Raw genomic sequence first — 15,240 nt, 5'->3', positions numbered from 1 at the left:
CCCGGGTGGCCGGGCCGCGTGAAGCGGCCCTCCGGGGCTCCCGGGCTCGCGGCGGCGGTGCAGGACTACATGACGGCGCCGAGCTGCCAGGGGGCGAACTCCTCGTCGCCGAACCCGAGCAGCTCGCTGGCGGTCCGCAGCCCCGACGCCGTGGCCAGGATCAGGTCGTAGACGGCCCGGCCGATCTCCTCGATCGTGCGTTCGCCGGTCGCGATCGGCCCGCAGTCCAGGTCCATGTCGTCGCGCATCCGCCGGTAGACGTCGCTGTTGGTGGCCAGCTTCAGGCTCGGCACCGGCTTGCACCCGTAGACGGAGCCGCGCCCGGTGGTGAAGCAGACGATGTTCGCGCCACCCGCCACCATGCCGGTGACCGAGACGGGGTCGTAGCCGGGCGTGTCCATGAAGGCGAGGCCCGGCCGGCGCACCGGCTCGGCGAAGGAGTGGACGCCGGTCAGCGGCGAGCTGCCCGCCTTGGCCACCGCGCCCAGCGACTTCTCCAGAATCGTGGTGATCCCGCCGTCCTTGTTGCCCGGTGAGGGGTTGTTGTCGAGCGAGCCGCCGTGCCGCGCGGTGTAGTCGCGCCACCAGTCGATCCGGTCCAGCAGGGCCCGCGCCACCTTCTCGTCCACCGCCCTGGCCGCCAGCAGCCGCTCGGCGCCGTAGATCTCCGGCGTCTCGGCCAGGATGGCGGTGCCGCCCTGCGCGACCAGCAGGTCCGCGGCCACGCCCAGCGCCGGGTTCGCGGTGATGCCCGAGTAGCCGTCGGAGCCGCCGCACTTGAGCCCGAGCACCAGGCGCGAGGCGGGAACCTCCGTCCGCGTCACGTCGAGCGCGGGCAGCAGCTCGCGGATGGCCTTGACGCCCTTGCGTACGGCCGCCGCCGTGCCGCCCGCCTCCTGGATGGTCATCGTCGCGATCGGGGTGCCGGCGGGCAGGTCGAGCTCGGCGATCTGGTTCACCTCGCAGCCCAGCCCCAGCACCAGCAGCGCGCCGAAGTTGGGGTGGGCGGCGTAGCCGGACAGCGTACGGCGCAGCAGCTCCAGCCCTTCGCCGTCGGAGGCCAGGCCGCAGCCGCTGCCGTGCGTGATGGCCACCACACCGTCCACTCCCGGCGTCGCGTCCAGCATCCCCGAACGGCGGGCCTGGTCGGCGATGAGCTTGGCGACGGTCGCCGAGCAGTTGACGGAGGTGATGATGCCGACGTAGTTGCGGGTGGCGACCCGGCCGTCGGGGCGCACGATGCCCTGGAACGTCTCGGGCTCCTGCCGGGTGACCGTCCCCGGTGTGGGGACGACCTCGGTCCGGGCGGTGTCGTGGAAGCCGAGGTTGTGCGTGTGCACGTGCTCGCCCGGCGCGATGGGGGCGGTGGCGTGGCCGATGACCTGGCCGTACTTGACGACCTCCGCGCCGGGTCCGACCGTCGCGAGGCTGACCTTGTGGCCGGGCGGGACGTCCTGGGCGGCGGTGAGTCCGTACCCGAAGGAGTCGCCGGTGGCGAGCCCGTCGAGCGTGACGGCCACCGTGTCGCCCTCCCGCAACCGGATGACTCTGCTCATGCGCTGATCCCTTCTGGGCCGATCCACCTGCCGCGCAGGACGGTCGCCCACGGATGGAAGCCTTCGTCGAAGACGGCGAGGTCGGCGTCGGCGCCGGCCGCGATCGTGCCCTTGCGGCCGGTCAGGCCGAGCACCCGCGCCGGGGTGCTGGTGGCCGCGGCCACGGCCTCGGGGACGGGCCAGCCGAGGTCGCTGGTCAGGTGGCGGAGCATGTCCGGCAGCGCCGAGGTGGAGCCGCCGAACGCGTCCGCGCCCACCACCAGCCCGACGCCGTCGCCGACCTCGCAGGTCACGGTGCCGAGCCGGTAGCGGGAGCCGCGCGGCAGGCCGGTGCCCGGCGTGCCGTCGGACACCACGCACAGCCGCTCGCCCACGCAGCGGCGGGCGATCTCCAGCAGCGCGGGCGGCAGGTGGCGGCCGTCGGCGATCACCTCGGCGGTGAGGTGATCGGCGGCCAGCGACTCCTCCAGCAGGCCGGGGACCCGCCACGGGCCCTGGCGTACCGTGCCGGACTGGCCGCTCCACAGGTGCGTGATGTGCGTGAGCCCGGCGTCGACCGCCGCGCGCAGGTCGTCGCCGCGGGCGTCACTGTGCCCCGCCGCGACGACGACCCCGGCGCCGGCGAGCAGACCGGTGGCCTCGACGGCGCCGGGGAGTTCGGGGGCGAGCGTGATCATGCTGAGCACGTCGCGGTGCCGGAGCAGCAGGCCGACGTCGGCGGAGGTCGGCGGGCGGAGCACGGCCGGGTCGTGCGCGCCGCACTGCGCGGGCGCCAGGAAGGGGCCCTCCAGGTGCAGGCCGAGCAGCTCCGCGCCGTCGTCGGCGGTACGGTCCACGGCGGCGAACGCGGCCAGCAGCTCGGCCAGCCGCTCCACGGACGCGGACACCAGCGACGCCTGCACACTGGTGACCCCCTGCCGGGCCAGGCCCCGCAGCACCTCGGCGGCCTGGCCGGGGCCCGCGTCGAAACAGGCGCCCGCGAACCCGTGCACATGCAGATCCACCAGCCCGGCCGTGACCAGCCGCCCACCCACGTCGATCACCCCGTCGGGGTGGCCGGTCGTATGGGGTCGGGGCGGCGTACCCACCTCGCCGGTCGTGCGGGGCGGCGGTGACGGGTCGCGGTCGTCCGTCTCCTGCGGCGGCGGTGACGTACCCACGTGGGCGGTCGTGCGGGGTGGCAGTGACGTGATCCGGCCGTCGGTGATCATCACGTCCACGTCGTCACGGATGCCCTCAGGGAGCAGCACCCGTCCGCCGGTGAGGATCACCGCAGAGAGTCGATCTTGCTGGCGGAGTCCGTGTCGAGGAACAGCGTGGCGTGGGGGGAGCGGCGCAGGATCGTGGCGGGGCAGGCGGTCGAGACGGGATCGTTCAGCGTGGCGGCGATGGCCGCCGCCTTGCGCTGCTCGGGGACGCACACCTGGACCGCCTCGGCCGCCAGCAGCGCCGGCACGGTGAGCGAGATCGCGGTGGCGGGCACGTCCTCGACGGTCGCGAAGTGCCCCTCGCCGACCTGCTGCTCACGCGAGCGCGGGGTCAGCGTGATCACCCGCGCCCACCGGTCGTCGTCGAACCTCGCCTGGTACGGCTCGTTGAAGGCCAGGTGACCGTTCTCCCCGACGCCCATGCACACCAGGTCCAGCGGCAGCTCACACAGCTCGGCCTCGTAGCGGGCGCACTCCGCCTCCGGGTCGGCGGCGTTGCCGTCGATGTAGTGGACCGCGGCGGGGGCGAAGGGGACCTCGATCCGCTCCCTGATCCAGCGCCGGAACGAGGCCGGGTGGTCGGCCGCGATGCTCACGTACTCGTCCATGTGGAAGACCGTCACCCGACCCCACGGGATCTCCTGCTCGCGCAGCGCGTCGGTGAACGCGTACTGGGAGTTTCCGGTGGCGACGACGACCCGGGCGGCGCCGCGCCGCCGGACCGCGTCCCGGATGATCGCGGCGGCGCGCAGGGCCGCGGCGCGGCCCAGGTCCGCCTCGCTCGCGTACACCTCGACGGGCAGGCTGTCCGCCGTGAATCGGGAAAGTGGGGTGGACAAGTGATCCTCCTCGGACTAGGCGAACACCACCATACTGCAAACGTATGCAGCACTTGCAAGAAGCTTTGGCGGCCGTTCCGGTGAAAGCTGCCCAGACTTCGGTGACAGCGCTTGCTACGACCCAGCCATCGCCGCGCACGCCTGCTCCTGCCCACGGCCGGCCGCGGTGTGCGTATTGCCGCCGAATCACCACCTGATCCATGATCATCGGATAGTCCCTACCCGCGGAAAGCGAGGGCCACGTGCGCCGACTCCTGTCCAGGATCACCGCCCTGTGCTGTTTATCGCTGGGCCTCACCCTCGCGGCGCCCTTTCCCGCCCGGGCGGCGGATGCCGACCCCATGGCCGATCACCTGGCCAAGTCGTCGATCTCCCCGTTCACGCTGCGGAACGTGGCGACGGGCAAGTACGTCACCACCGAGGTGAACGGCGAATCCGGTCGATGGGCGCTGCTGCGGGCACGCGGCGACAGCGCCGGCTCATGGGAGAAGTTCGTCCGGCTCTCCGATGACAACGGCGCCACCTGGTCCGTACGCAGTATCGCCAGTGGCCGCTATGTCACCGCCGAGATCGGCGATTCCGGCACCGACAAGGGACGGCTACGGGCGCGCGGTCACAACACCGGCTCCTGGGAGAAGTTCCGCTTCGTCCGGCGCCAGGTCGGGGCCGACGTCTATTTCGCCGTGCAGTCGGTGGCGAACGGCCTCTACGTCTCCGCCGAGAACAACTTCACCGGCGCGAACGCGGGCATGTTGCGGGCACGGACACCCGCCGACCAGATCGGCTCGTGGGAACTCTTCACCATGGGCTTTCCCGAGCCCTACCCCGGCCAGGGCGAACCCGAGGCGCCGTCGCCCACGCCACGGAGACAGGCCCAGGTCATGTCCTGGAACGTCTGCGCCAACAACAACTCCGCCTGCGGCGATTACCGCGACGACGGCGACGCCGTCGCGACGGCGCTGGCCCAGCACCTGAACGCGACGCTGGGCAGCGCCTACCACCCGGACGTGCTCCTCCTCCAGGAGATCTGCGAACGGCACACCAGGACGATCGAGTCGTCCCTGGAGAGCCGTACCGGGAGAGGCTGGGACGTGCGATTCGCCCCGATCAAGGTCGAGTCGGAATACCCCGATCTCACTTTGGAAAAGCGCTGCAGGGACGACCAGAGCGGAAACGACCGGGGCCTTTACGGGGTGGCGGTGGCGGTCCCGGAGGAGAACACGAAGTACTTCTCCCGCGAATTGCGAGCCACGTGGGGAACGGTTTCGGAACAGCGCGTCGCCCTGTGCGCGTACGTCCCGTCGCACGCGGCCGCGTACTGCTCGGCCCACCTCAGCACTCCCGGCGAGGACCCCTCAGGCGAAACCCGGCGAGACCAGGTGAACGCCCTGCTGCGAATCGCCGGCGACATCGAGAAAGACGGATACGCCCCCGTCATCGGCGGCGACCTCAACACCACACCTGCCACGGGCGGCATCCTGGACCCGCTCTACACGAAATTCCAGGAATGCTGGTCCGCCCCCGGAACGACGGGCACGGGCGCCACGTACGGCACCGCCAAACTCGACTACATCTTCGCCCGAGGACACACGTCCTGCACCGTCTCCAGCGACAACGCCCATTCCGATCACCGATCCCTTCATTCCACGGTGACCCTGCCTTGAGGTGAAGTCCTCCCGCCCGACCGATGAGTTTCGCCGCCGTATCGGGTCTGCAGCACATACGGACGACTGTCAGACCCCACGGAGGACGCCATGACGACCACGCCGAGTGACCCGACCACCGCCCTGCCCGGGCGCCCGCCCGTCGTCGACCTGGCCACCTGGCAGGCCGCGCGGGACGAGCTGCTGGTGCGGGAGAAGGCGCACACCCGGGAGGGCGACGCGCTGGCCGCGGCCCGCCGGCGGCTGCCGATGGTGGAGATCGACGGGACGGTCGAGGTCGTCGGGCCCGACGGCCCCGTCCCGTTCGTCGAGCTGTTCGAGGGGCGCGACGAGCTCGTGGTCTACCAGCACATGTGGTACGACGGCGCGCCGCACCAGGGGCAGTGCGAGGGCTGCACCACCACGGCCTGGCACCTGAAGGACGCCGTCTACCTCAACGCGCGCGGCGTCTCGTTCGCCGTCCTGACCACGGGCCCGTGGGAGGAGGTGGCCGCCTACGTCGAGTTCATGGGCTACACCCAGCCCTGGTACTCCGTACGCGGCCTGGACGAGCCGGTCGGCGGGGAGATGGGATACCTCGCCTGTTTCCTGCGCGACGGCGACCGCGTGTTCCTCACCTACTCCACGACCGGCCGGGGCAACGAGCGGGTCAACGGGTCGATGGGCCTGCTCGACATGACCCCGTACGGCCGCGGCGAGTCGTGGGAGGACAACCCCGACGGCTGGCCCGAGGGGCGTCACGGCTCCTGGTCGTGGCGTACGGACGCGGACGGGAACGCCACCTGGGACGGGACCAGCCGCCCCGTACCGCAGTGGAGCCGCCCCGGCGCGACCCTCGTGCGGACCCTCGGCCGCCGCGGCCGCCACCACTGAGGAGATCCGGTCAGGCCTCGTAGTTGTCGTGACGCAGGAAGAACTCGGCCGCCTCCCGCTCGCCCAGCACCTTGCCGGCGGCGAACTCGGCCAGCGTCTCGAAGTACTCCTCGCGGGGTGCGCCGGGAGTGAAGAGCAGCAACATCGACGCCGGCGCCCCCGTCACGTTGCGGAAGCCGTGCACGCCTCCCGGCGGCACGTGCAGGAAGTCCCCGGGGCGGCCCTCGCGCCAGTTCTCACCGTCGTACAGGCGGACCGTGCCCTCCAGGACGAAGAACGACTCGGACATGGTGCGGTGGAAGTGCGGTCCCGGGCCGCTCTCGTCGGGCCCGAAGTTCCAGCGGTAGAGGCCGAACGCGCCCCCGGTGGAGGCTCCCGTGGCGAGGTAGTGGATGTGGCGGCCGCCGTAGGAGAGGTCGGCGGCCTGGTCGCTCGGCCGGAAGACGGCGCTCGCCTGGCCGGTCTCTCCGTGGTAGCGCGGCGGCGGGTACGACATGGTGCCCCTTTCGCGATATGGATCATCAGATCCACCATCCTGGTGGATCTTTCGCTCATCCGACAGGGCGGCCACCGGCGGAGGTCCTTCCCCATCCGCCGTGGCCGCCCCGGTCGCTCTCCTCGTACAGGTAGGCCACCCGCACGCAGCCGGTGCCGGGCGCGCCCAGGCCGCCCTTGAACTCCCATGACTGGCTGGGGGTCGATCAGTTTTGCGCCCGTGGTCAGGCACTGCGTGGTGTCGCCCGGGAAGGTGATCGTGTGGGTGCCGGGTGGTACGTCGTCGAGCGCGCCGCCGCTCACTCGCGGGCCGGTTCCTGTCGGTCGTGGGCGGTACGGTCGGTTCTCATGAAGGAGCCGGGTGGTGCGGTCGTGGTCGAGCGGGACGACGCACGGGAGCGGCTGGCGCGGCAGTTCGCCGGCATCACCCCCTGGGACGAGCAGGAAGCCGCCCATGTGGCCGAAGGGCTCGACTGGATCTCCAGCGGAGCGCCGCTCTACCGGACGGACGCGCCCGACGTGCCGGATCCGCACCTCGTGGCCTACACCGTGGTCGTCAGCCCGAGTGAGGAGATCCTGCTCGTCGACCATCGCAAGGCGCGGCTCTGGCTGCCGAGCGGCGGGCATGTCGAGCCCGGCGAGGACACCTGGGAGACCGTCGAACGCGAGTGCCGGGAGGAGCTGGGCGTAGCGGCCCGACCGACCAGGACGGCCGGGAAGAGTCCGTTCTTCGTCACCGCGACGCGGACGCGCGGTGCGCGCTCCCACACCGACGTGTCGCTGTTTGTCGCGGCATAGGCCGTGTCCGATTAGTTGAGTGTCCAGCTCAACGATGCGCGTGGAGAAAACCCTTCCTCCCGTGAAGGTCCCGCCTGTGTCCTGATTCTTTTCTTCGCCATGTGACAAAGATCATGTGGCTGTCGGGCATGAGGCCGTCGCTGAAGTCCGGGTGAACGCTCGGGCGATCTGGAGTTGTTCCTGCAGTTCGCATACGATCGTACCTCGGGGGCTTCGCCGTCGTTGACGTGGTCGCCGGGTGAAGCGCGCGAGTTCGCGGAATGCTGGCCGTCGTACACAACGAACCCGCGCCGGGAAGCATCGTTTTGTGAGGTGTCCGGAGCGGGTTCGTGCCGTGGATCAGGTGCGGGGGCGTACATGATGACGAGCACGCCGACGAGGCAGATGAGTGCTCCGGCGATGTCCCACCGGTCGGGCTTGAACCCGTCCATGACCATTCCCCAGGCGAGCGATCCGGCGACGAACACGCCGCCGTAGGCGGCCAGGATGCGTCCGAAGTTGGGGTGTCGGTAAGACTGCTGCCACCCGGTACATGCGATTGGGGTTAGCGGAGGTCAGCCTCCCTTTGCTTCGCGTCGAAACGGCCCGAAGCACCTGGCTGCGGCGAGCCGCCATCGGAGTTGATCAGTGGGTACGGCGGCGGGGTGCCAGGACCTCGGTGACCTTGGCGATGGCTTCGGCGCCGGGTTTGACGTAGCGCATGGCGGTGCGGGGGTTCTTGTGGCGGGTCTTGCCCATGATGAGCTGGAGCGGGACTTCGGCGTCGCCGAGGTGGGTGGCGGCGCTGTGGCGCAGTTGGTGCAGGTCGAGGCCGGTGTGCTTGTCCAGTAGGACGCGGGCGCGGTCGTAGCCGAGGCGGGCGCGGCCGGTGTGCGGGCAGATGTCGGCGGCGGCCGGTCGGCGGGCGGGGACGGGGCGGCGTTCGGACAGGAACAGCGGGCCGTGCGTGCGGGTGCTGCCGTCCGGGAGCCGGAGTAGGCGGGGTAGCAGGTGGGCGGTGCCGCTGTCCCAGTACACCCACTCGATCGCGCCGCCCTTGGAGCGGACGGGGGCACGCCGGTGCTCCAGGTCGAGATCCTCGACATTCAGCGCCAGGATCTCCGCGGCTCTGGCCGCCGTTTCGTAGAGCATCCTCCAGAGCGCTCGCTCGCGCAGCGGGATATCCCGGCGGGACAGCAGCCGGTGGATCGTGGTCTTGGCGACCGCGCGGGTCTCGTCGGCGTTCTCCTTGCGGCGTTCGGCGTCGGCCGGCACCATCGGGGCGGCCCAGTGTTTCTTGGTCTGGCACCAGGTCAGCCAGGAGGTGATGGCGGCGCGGTTGCGGTTCCAGGTCGCCGGCGCGCATCGCCCCCACAGTTCGATGAGCGCGGTGCCGATCTCGGTGTCGGTGACGTCGGCGAGTGGCCGGTCGCGGCCGAGCAGAGTAGTAACGCGGTCGATGGCCGAGGCGTAGGCGCGGTGGGTGTTGGGGTTGGCCGTGCGCGGGGTGGCGAGGAAGGCGTCGGCGGCCGCGGCGAGGCTGACGCCTTCACCGCGAAGGGCGGTGATCTTCGGCGCGGCGCTCATGCCGACCGCCGGGCGGCGGCCGCTGCACCGGTCTCGGCGATGTACCGGATAACGTGCTGGAGTCGTGCACCGCCCCTGAGAGAGGTTGTCCTGGTCGCCGAGCCGCCATGATCGCTCATGTACGTGATAATAGACCATTATCGCGTACATCGCGGTTGGTCGAGGCGCCCAAGGAGGTCCGCCTCGTCCGCAGCGATCGTCCTGCGAGGGAGTTCCCATAAGAAGGCTTGGTTAGGCACTATGCGCTCGATAGGCAGGCTTCCAAGATCTTGGGATCCCTGGTGATGAGCGCCAGTGTTCCTACCCGGGACTCCCGCCAGGCCGCCAACCGGTCGACGATCTGAGGCAGCGGCCCGAACAGCGCCACCTCATCTAGCAGCGCGTCCGGAACGGCTGCGATCGCCTCCGCTCGGCGCCCCTCGCGATGATGCTCGCGGATGATCTCTGCTTCTTTCTCGAACCCGATTTCCCTGGCCAGCTCGTAGTAGGTGTTCTTGCCGCGTGATGGTCCGATGTAGGCGGCATACAGCGGGCGGAGCTCGTCACGGGCTTTGGCCGGGTCGTCGGTTCTGATGGCATGGGTGATGATGGTGATGTCCACGTCGGCGGCGTTTCGCCCGGCCTGCTTGATGCCTTGATCCAGCGGTGCGGTGATGACCGCCTCGCGCTCGGGTGAGTAGAAACCGGGCAGCCACCCGTCGGCGATCTGTCCGGCCAAGCGGACCATGCCTTGTCCGATCCCCGCCACATAGATCGGAATCTCGGTTCTGACCGGATCGAGTAGCGCCTTGACCGGCCGGTTCTGGCCGTACGGCAGCGTGTAGTACTCGCCGTGGTGGGTGACGCGCTCGTCGCAGCGGATGGCCTTGCGCAGGATCTCGACGTACTCACGCATGCGCCCCAGCGGCTTGCCGTACGGCACGCCGTGCCAGCCCTCGACGATCCACGGCACCGAGACGCCCAGTCCGAGCAGGAGCCGGCCTTCGGACAGGATGTCCAGGGTGAGCGCGGTCATCGCGGTGTTGGCGGGGGTGCGGCCGGCCAGTTGCAGGATCCCGGTGCCGAGCTTGATGCGCTCGGTCCTGGCGGCGAGGTAGGCCAGCACGCTCACCCCGTCGGCGCCGTATTCCTCGACGCTCCACACCGAGTCGACGCCGATCCGGTCGGCCAGTTCGACGAGCGGGAGTATCTGCGACATCGGCTCGCCGTGGTAGCCGAGTGCCAGGCCAATCCGCATGCTGCTCCTTACGCGAAGGGAAGGGGGTCGAGCACCGCGACCTCGCCGAGCCGGGTGCCGCCGAGGAAGGGGAAGGCCGCGGGGGCGTTGCTGTACATGCCGGGCACGATCACGCGCACCACGTGCAGCCCTGCCGCGCGGACCTCCGGCAGAGTCAGGTCCACCGAGATCGCGCCGGCCACATTCGGCTCGCCGGGAGGCGGAGGCGCGCTCGGCGGCGGGTTCCTGAGCCGATCCAGCAGCGGCCCCTGCATGCGCGGGTCGAGGAAAAGCTGGAGATTGAGCTCCAGGTCGGTGAGGTCCTGCCAGTCGGGGCGGAAGTCGTCGCGGTAGGCCCGGTCGGGGCGGAAGGGCCGGTAGGGATGGTCGACGGCGTTCCAGGTGGCGGGGTCGAGCAGGCCGAGGCTCATCGTGTAGGAGACGACGGCCTCGGTGAACGCCTTGGCTGCGGCCGCTTCGGCGGTGGTACGGCAGGCCGTGCCGAAGGCCACGATGCCGTCGTGCTCGACGAAGGCGCCGATGACCGGCACCTGGCTGGGGATGCTGAGGAAGGTGACTCGCCATCCCAGGGCCGTGGCCTCGGCCAGCGCCCGGGTGAGGGCGTCGTCAGGCGGAGGCTCGATGCCGGCCGCCGGCTCCCCGCTCATCCACCAGCGGGTCACCGCGTCCCGCTCCAGGACCTCCAGCAGCGCCGACCGCTCGGCCTGCGCACGGCTTCGTCCCGCGGCGACGCCGGCGTTGACGTGAAAGTTGGTGTGCGGTGGCCTGCGGTAGTTCAAATACACCAGCGAAGCGGGAACGAGCACGTCCTGGCCGGTCGCGAGATCCTGCCCGGCCGTCCACTCGATCTCCTGCTCCCGGGTCATGGGCACGAAGGGGAATCCCTTCGCGGCGTACTGCTGCGCCGAATAGAGGGCGAACCGCAGGGGATCCACCGCCGGATCTTCCAACTCTCGATACGCGGAGCGCAGCAGAGTCTCCGGTACGGCATTGCCGCAGTACCGCTCCATCGCCTCACCGATGGCCGCCTGGCGGGCGCGGTCATGATCGAACAGCGCGGCGCCACCGGCGACTCGATCGGCCCGCCAGGAGGCGAAGTGCCGGGTGTCGGCGACGTAGGCCCGGTGGACCACGCATGCGCGCAAGGCGCTCGGCTGCTCCTCTACGCGGGTGATCAGTCCCAGCCGGCGGTCGACGAGTCCGGCGACGGGATGGCGGGTGATCTCGGCGCCCGCCACTGCCAGCTGGCAGTCGCCGCTGGGCACCGGCTGGCCGGACAGGTGAGCGAGCACGTCATCGACCAGCAGCCCGGCGATGACGGCCACGCCACCGGGAGAGGGCCACGGGACGGGCGGCAGTTCGTCAGCGGTCTCGAGATGGCGCCAATGGGCGAGGGTCTCCTCAGGCAGCCGGGCCGCCGCCAGACGGCGTGCCCGCACCTCGGCGTAGCTCTTCGTGCACGGCCCCAGGAAGAAGCGGGTGCCCTCGGCGTGGCAGCGGTGCCACGGCACCTCGCCGCAGATCCGATCGAGGTCTAGCCAGCGCGCGTCGGGCAGCCATCCGGCGCAGGCGATGACCAGGTCCACGCCCGCCGCGGATTGGAGTACGCCGCGGATCACCTTGACGTGCGGCTGCAACAGTTCCACGACCTGATCGGCCACTGGGTTGTCGCCCTCGACATGGACGACGCGATCGCCGAGCGGGACAGGATCGTGTTCCTCGGCGAGCAGCCCGAGCTCTTCGGGCGTGGGCGGCTGCTCGGAGCGGATGCGCAGGACCCGGTCATCGGGACCGTAGCAGCGCCAGAATCCGTCCGGCCCCCGGTAGAGGTGGTAACCCGGTGCGAGCATGCGGCAAGCCTTCACTGCGGAGAGGGGCGGTGGTGCGGGAGGCCGGAGAGGCCTCCCGCGAGGGGACCTACTCGCCGTCGTCCTCGTTCCAGGCGAACTCGGCGTCCACGGCGGGGGTGTGCGCCCGCACGCAGACCTGCAGGTCCTCGATCTCTTCGAACGAGACGTGCCTCATGCCGTTCTCCTTCTGCGAGTAACTCTTTGTTGCAAACACTTCGCAACATAAGCTGCTCCCGGATGACGGTCAACAGTGAGGATCTCGATGGGCGCCTACCAGCGCGTTGTCGCAGCCGCGACCCTGGCCAACCTCGGGGACGGCATACGGATCGTCGCGCTGCCCCTCCTCGCCGCCTCCATCACCCGCGATCCCGCCCAGGTGGCCGGCCTGACCGTGGCCGCCTACCTGCCGTGGGTGCTGTTCGCGCTGCCGATCGGCGCGCTGATTGATCGCGGGCGTCCGGAGAGCTTCATGGCGATCGCCAATCTCGGACGGGCTGTCCTGCTGACGGGCATGGCGCTGGCCGGCGCGGATTCGATCGTGATGCTGTACGGCATCGCTTTCCTGGTGGGCGTCGGCGAGGCCACCTATGACACCGCGGCCCAGTCCCTCATCCCCAAGATCGTCACCGACACGGAGCTGGAGAAAGCCAACAGCGCCCTGATCACCGCCGAGCGCCTGGGCCAGGACCTCGTCGGGCCGGCGGTCGGCGGCGCGCTGTTCGCCGCCTCGACGATGCTGCCCTTCGGCCTCAACGCCGCCGGTCTGGCGGTGGCAGGGGTGTTGCTGATCGGCATCAGAACCTCCCGCGGCACGCCGGTGTCTCGCTGGCTGCTGTCCGACGCGTTGGACGGCCTGCGCTGGCTCATCCGCCCTCACCTGGTGCGCACCGTGATCCTCACCGGCGCGGCCATGAACTTCTTCACCCTGGCCTGGGAGTCCGTCCTGGTCTTGCTGGCCACCGGCCCGATCGGGATGTCGGAGACCGGATACGGCATCATGCTCGGTGCCGGAGCCGTCGGCGGCGTGGGCGGGGCCATGGCCACACCGGCTCTGGTCCGCCGCTTCGAAACGCGCCACCTTCAGATCTGCGTGCTCGCCGTCTGCGCGGTCATCGATCTGGCCCTGGCCGCCGTCCCGTCCGCGGCCACCGCCGCCCTCGCCTGGGGCGGCACGGGCGGAGCGTTCGCCATTTGGAGCGTCGTCTCTGTCACCCTGCGCCAGCGCCTGGTGCCCGCGCAGATGCTGGGCCGGGTCAACAGCGCCAACCGCATCTTCGGCATGACCGCCTGCCCGCTGGGCGCACTCGCCGGCGGGCTCCTCGCCTCCGTCGCCGGCCTGCGCGCGCCCGTGTGGGCCGCCGGCGTCGCGATGGCGGCCTTGGCCGTCCTGTTCGCTGTTCGCACCCGCTCCGCTGCGCTGCAGCCCGTGTGATGAGTCTGCGATGAACTCGCTTCTGCATATGATGTGCAGTCTCTGGGAAGCGAGTGGAGGATGGGGTGACCGCATACGCGCGGGTCTGCGTCGAGGTGCTGATGCTGCTGGCCGATCCCGACAGCCAGTGGTCCTACCGGCGGATCTGTGTGGAGCCGGGGCCGGGGATGAGTCCAGACGAGGCCGCGCGCCGGGCCGGCGGCGTCCGTCCCGACGCTGCCGCCTATGTCGTCCACTCGACCAGCTGGCGCTATCTCCCGACCGGCACGATCGTCCTCACATACGCAGTGTGCCCGGACCCGCAGCCGCAGGCGCGCCGCGTCACGTTGGCGAGCTTCGACCTCGCCAGAGGCTCGACGCCCGCCGCTCCGACCCCGGAGAACATCGAGATCGACAACGTCGTGGCGCACGCCATCGGACACCTCGCGTTCCTGATGAGCACCGATCCCGTGGTGCGGCAGGCACTCAGGCAGTGGCCGGCGATCGCGATGGCCCTGGAGAGCCGCGCGCCCTTGGCCGCGGGCGAACTCGATGGCGTCGACGCGTAACGCTCAACTCTTGTGCATGATCACTCGTGTGCGCCCGTGCACGGCGACGGCACGCCACCCGCGGCTGCGATAGAGCCCGATCGCGGCCGTCGCCGCCGGATGAGTCGACAACCACCGCGGCCCGCCCTCGGCCGCGGCGAGCACGGTGTCATGCAGGGCCAGGCCCAGCTTCATCCCGCACAGTTCCGGCACGACGGCGAGTTCCTTGAAGGTGAAGTCCCCGCCGGGAGGGCGCGCAGCCAGCAGGGCCAGCGCCGAACAGCGGTGACCGTAGGCGAAGCCGTACACCTCCTCGCCCGATAGCGCGAGCGCGAGGACGAAGCCGGCTCGCTGGCTGTCGGCGAGCATGCGTGAGGCGACGCTCCTGGCCGCCGGGTACGGCTCGCGCCACGGCGAGCGGGTGAAGCACCGCCCGCCCACCTCGGCGACCGACGGCAGGTAGCGCGCCACGTCGTGCGGGGTGATGAGGTGGATTTCGGCGCCCGCCCGGCCTTGGCGACCAAGCTGATGGCGGGCGGGCGCCGAGGTCATGGGGTCAGGCGCCCTTGGCCGCGTTGTAGCGGGCGATGACGTCGTTCCAGTTGATCAGGCCCCAGAGCTTTTCGACGTAGTCAGGACGCACGTTGCGGTACTGCAGGTAGTAGGCGTGTTCCCAGGCGTCGAAGACCAGCAGCGGGGTGGTGTTCATGCCGACGTTGCCGTGGTGGTCGTACACCTGCTCGACGATCAGGCGGCGGCCGAGCGGCTCCCAGGCCAGCACGCCCCAGCCGGAGCCCTGCACCGTGGCGGTGGCGGTGGTGAGCTGCTTGGCGAAGGCCTCAAAGGAGCCGAAGTGCTCGACGATGGCGTCACCCAGTTCGCCGTCGGGGCGGTCGCCGCCGTCCGGGGCCAGGTTCTGCCAGAAGATCGTGTGCAGCACGTGCCCGGACAGGTTGAACGCGTAGGTCTTCTCCAGCCCTACAAGGCCGCCGAACTCGCCCTTGTCGCGGGCCTCGGCCAGCTTCTCCAGGGTGTCGTTGGCGCCCTTGACGTAGGCGGCGTGGTGCTTGGCGTGGTGCAGCTCCAGGATCTCGCCGGTGATGGCGGGCTCCAGAGCCGCGTAGTCGTATGGCATGTCAGGCAGCGAGTACTGACCCATCGGTCTATCCCCTCTTGCGCAGTAGTTGCAAGCTAT

General features: G+C 70.4%; 14 protein-coding genes and 1 pseudogene. 5 read left to right on the top strand and 10 right to left on the bottom strand.

Translation table 11 applies throughout. From position 1 onward, the window contains the following. Positions 1-65: 65 nt before the first annotated feature. The 3 genes from OIE67_RS44380 to OIE67_RS44370 are packed head-to-tail and all read right to left on the bottom strand — an operon-like array spanning position 66 to position 3,603. The gene (locus OIE67_RS44380; protein WP_326631839.1) at positions 66-1,556 is read right to left on the bottom strand and encodes a UxaA family hydrolase; all 1,491 of its coding nucleotides are present in this window, start codon (positions 1,554-1,556) and stop codon (positions 66-68) included. After that, complete coding sequence (locus OIE67_RS44375; protein ID WP_326631837.1) at positions 1,553-2,827, bottom strand: N-acetylglucosamine-6-phosphate deacetylase; 1,275 nt, start codon at positions 2,825-2,827, stop codon at positions 1,553-1,555. Before OIE67_RS44375 ends, OIE67_RS44380 begins: the two co-directional genes overlap by 4 nt. Beyond that, positions 2,824-3,603, bottom strand: a complete 780-nt coding sequence (locus OIE67_RS44370; RefSeq protein ID WP_326631835.1) for a glucosamine-6-phosphate deaminase — start codon at positions 3,601-3,603, stop codon at positions 2,824-2,826. Before OIE67_RS44370 ends, OIE67_RS44375 begins: the two co-directional genes overlap by 4 nt. Positions 3,604-3,845: 242 nt before the next feature. Between OIE67_RS44370 and OIE67_RS44365 the strand changes: the two genes are divergently transcribed. Both OIE67_RS44365 and OIE67_RS44360 read left to right on the top strand, forming a co-directional pair. Continuing rightward, positions 3,846-5,267: an endonuclease/exonuclease/phosphatase family protein gene (locus tag OIE67_RS44365; RefSeq protein WP_326631833.1), complete on the top strand. Its 1,422-nt coding sequence runs from the start codon at positions 3,846-3,848 to the stop codon at positions 5,265-5,267. Between the two features lie 90 nt (positions 5,268-5,357). Then, on the top strand, positions 5,358-6,140 hold the full coding sequence (locus OIE67_RS44360; RefSeq protein WP_326631831.1) for a DUF899 domain-containing protein: 783 nt from the start codon (positions 5,358-5,360) through the stop codon (positions 6,138-6,140). Positions 6,141-6,150: 10 nt separating this feature from the next. On the opposite strand, the gene OIE67_RS44355 is transcribed toward OIE67_RS44360, so the two are convergent. Further along, positions 6,151-6,636, bottom strand: a complete 486-nt coding sequence (locus tag OIE67_RS44355) for a cupin domain-containing protein (RefSeq protein WP_326631829.1) — start codon at positions 6,634-6,636, stop codon at positions 6,151-6,153. Positions 6,637-6,983: 347 nt separating this feature from the next. Between OIE67_RS44355 and OIE67_RS44350 the strand changes: the two genes are divergently transcribed. Next, positions 6,984-7,433 (top strand): NUDIX domain-containing protein, encoded by a 450-nt coding sequence (locus OIE67_RS44350; protein ID WP_326631828.1) that lies wholly within the window; start codon positions 6,984-6,986, stop codon positions 7,431-7,433. A 347-nt stretch (positions 7,434-7,780) separates the two neighbouring features. Here OIE67_RS44350 and OIE67_RS44345 read toward each other — a convergent pair. From OIE67_RS44345 to OIE67_RS44330, 4 genes and pseudogenes are all read right to left on the bottom strand, one after another. Then, a pseudogene (locus tag OIE67_RS44345) lies at positions 7,781-7,972 on the bottom strand (YnfA family protein); the annotation flags it as partial. An 85-nt stretch (positions 7,973-8,057) separates the two neighbouring features. Continuing rightward, entirely contained in the window at positions 8,058-8,999 is a 942-nt protein-coding gene (locus OIE67_RS44340; RefSeq protein ID WP_326631827.1) for a tyrosine-type recombinase/integrase, read from the bottom strand. Between the two features lie 238 nt (positions 9,000-9,237). Next, a complete protein-coding gene (locus OIE67_RS44335; protein WP_326631825.1) occupies positions 9,238-10,236 on the bottom strand; it encodes an LLM class flavin-dependent oxidoreductase in 999 nt (332 codons plus the stop codon). Between the two features lie 8 nt (positions 10,237-10,244). Further along, positions 10,245-12,086, bottom strand: a complete 1,842-nt coding sequence (locus OIE67_RS44330; RefSeq protein ID WP_326631823.1) for a YcaO-like family protein — start codon at positions 12,084-12,086, stop codon at positions 10,245-10,247. 262 nt (positions 12,087-12,348) lie between these two features. On the opposite strand from OIE67_RS44330, the gene OIE67_RS44325 reads away from it, so the two are divergent. After that, a complete protein-coding gene (locus OIE67_RS44325) occupies positions 12,349-13,518 on the top strand; it encodes an MFS transporter (protein WP_326631821.1) in 1,170 nt (389 codons plus the stop codon). A 65-nt stretch (positions 13,519-13,583) separates the two neighbouring features. After that, a complete protein-coding gene (locus OIE67_RS44320; RefSeq protein ID WP_326631820.1) occupies positions 13,584-14,066 on the top strand; it encodes a hypothetical protein in 483 nt (160 codons plus the stop codon). A gap of 3 nt (positions 14,067-14,069) precedes the next feature. On the opposite strand, the gene OIE67_RS44315 is transcribed toward OIE67_RS44320, so the two are convergent. Together OIE67_RS44315 and OIE67_RS44310 are read right to left on the bottom strand one after the other, a co-directional pair. Further along, positions 14,070-14,597 (bottom strand): GNAT family N-acetyltransferase, encoded by a 528-nt coding sequence (locus tag OIE67_RS44315; RefSeq protein WP_326631817.1) that lies wholly within the window; start codon positions 14,595-14,597, stop codon positions 14,070-14,072. A gap of 4 nt (positions 14,598-14,601) precedes the next feature. Beyond that, positions 14,602-15,204, bottom strand: a complete 603-nt coding sequence (locus tag OIE67_RS44310; protein WP_326631815.1) for a superoxide dismutase — start codon at positions 15,202-15,204, stop codon at positions 14,602-14,604. Between the last annotated feature and the right edge of the window lie 36 nt (positions 15,205-15,240).

It is taken from the genome of Nonomuraea fuscirosea, from assembly GCF_035917475.1.
Classification (GTDB): Bacteria; Actinomycetota; Actinomycetes; order Streptosporangiales; family Streptosporangiaceae; genus Nonomuraea; species Nonomuraea fuscirosea.
This window is presented reverse-complemented; position numbering and strand designations above follow the sequence as displayed.

Coding starts and splice junctions, on each gene's coding strand:
- OIE67_RS44380 (WP_326631839.1), bottom strand. CDS start 1,556: ATGAGCAGAGTCATCCGGTTGCGGGAGGGCGACACGGTGGCCGTCACG.
- OIE67_RS44360 (WP_326631831.1), top strand. CDS start 5,358: ATGACGACCACGCCGAGTGACCCGACCACCGCCCTGCCCGGGCGCCCG.
- OIE67_RS44355 (WP_326631829.1), bottom strand. CDS start 6,636: ATGTCGTACCCGCCGCCGCGCTACCACGGAGAGACCGGCCAGGCGAGC.
- OIE67_RS44350 (WP_326631828.1), top strand. CDS start 6,984: ATGAAGGAGCCGGGTGGTGCGGTCGTGGTCGAGCGGGACGACGCACGG.
- OIE67_RS44340 (WP_326631827.1), bottom strand. CDS start 8,999: ATGAGCGCCGCGCCGAAGATCACCGCCCTTCGCGGTGAAGGCGTCAGC.
- OIE67_RS44335 (WP_326631825.1), bottom strand. CDS start 10,236: ATGCGGATTGGCCTGGCACTCGGCTACCACGGCGAGCCGATGTCGCAG.
- OIE67_RS44330 (WP_326631823.1), bottom strand. CDS start 12,086: ATGCTCGCACCGGGTTACCACCTCTACCGGGGGCCGGACGGATTCTGG.
- OIE67_RS44325 (WP_326631821.1), top strand. CDS start 12,349: ATGGGCGCCTACCAGCGCGTTGTCGCAGCCGCGACCCTGGCCAACCTC.
- OIE67_RS44315 (WP_326631817.1), bottom strand. CDS start 14,597: ATGACCTCGGCGCCCGCCCGCCATCAGCTTGGTCGCCAAGGCCGGGCG.
- OIE67_RS44310 (WP_326631815.1), bottom strand. CDS start 15,204: ATGGGTCAGTACTCGCTGCCTGACATGCCATACGACTACGCGGCTCTG.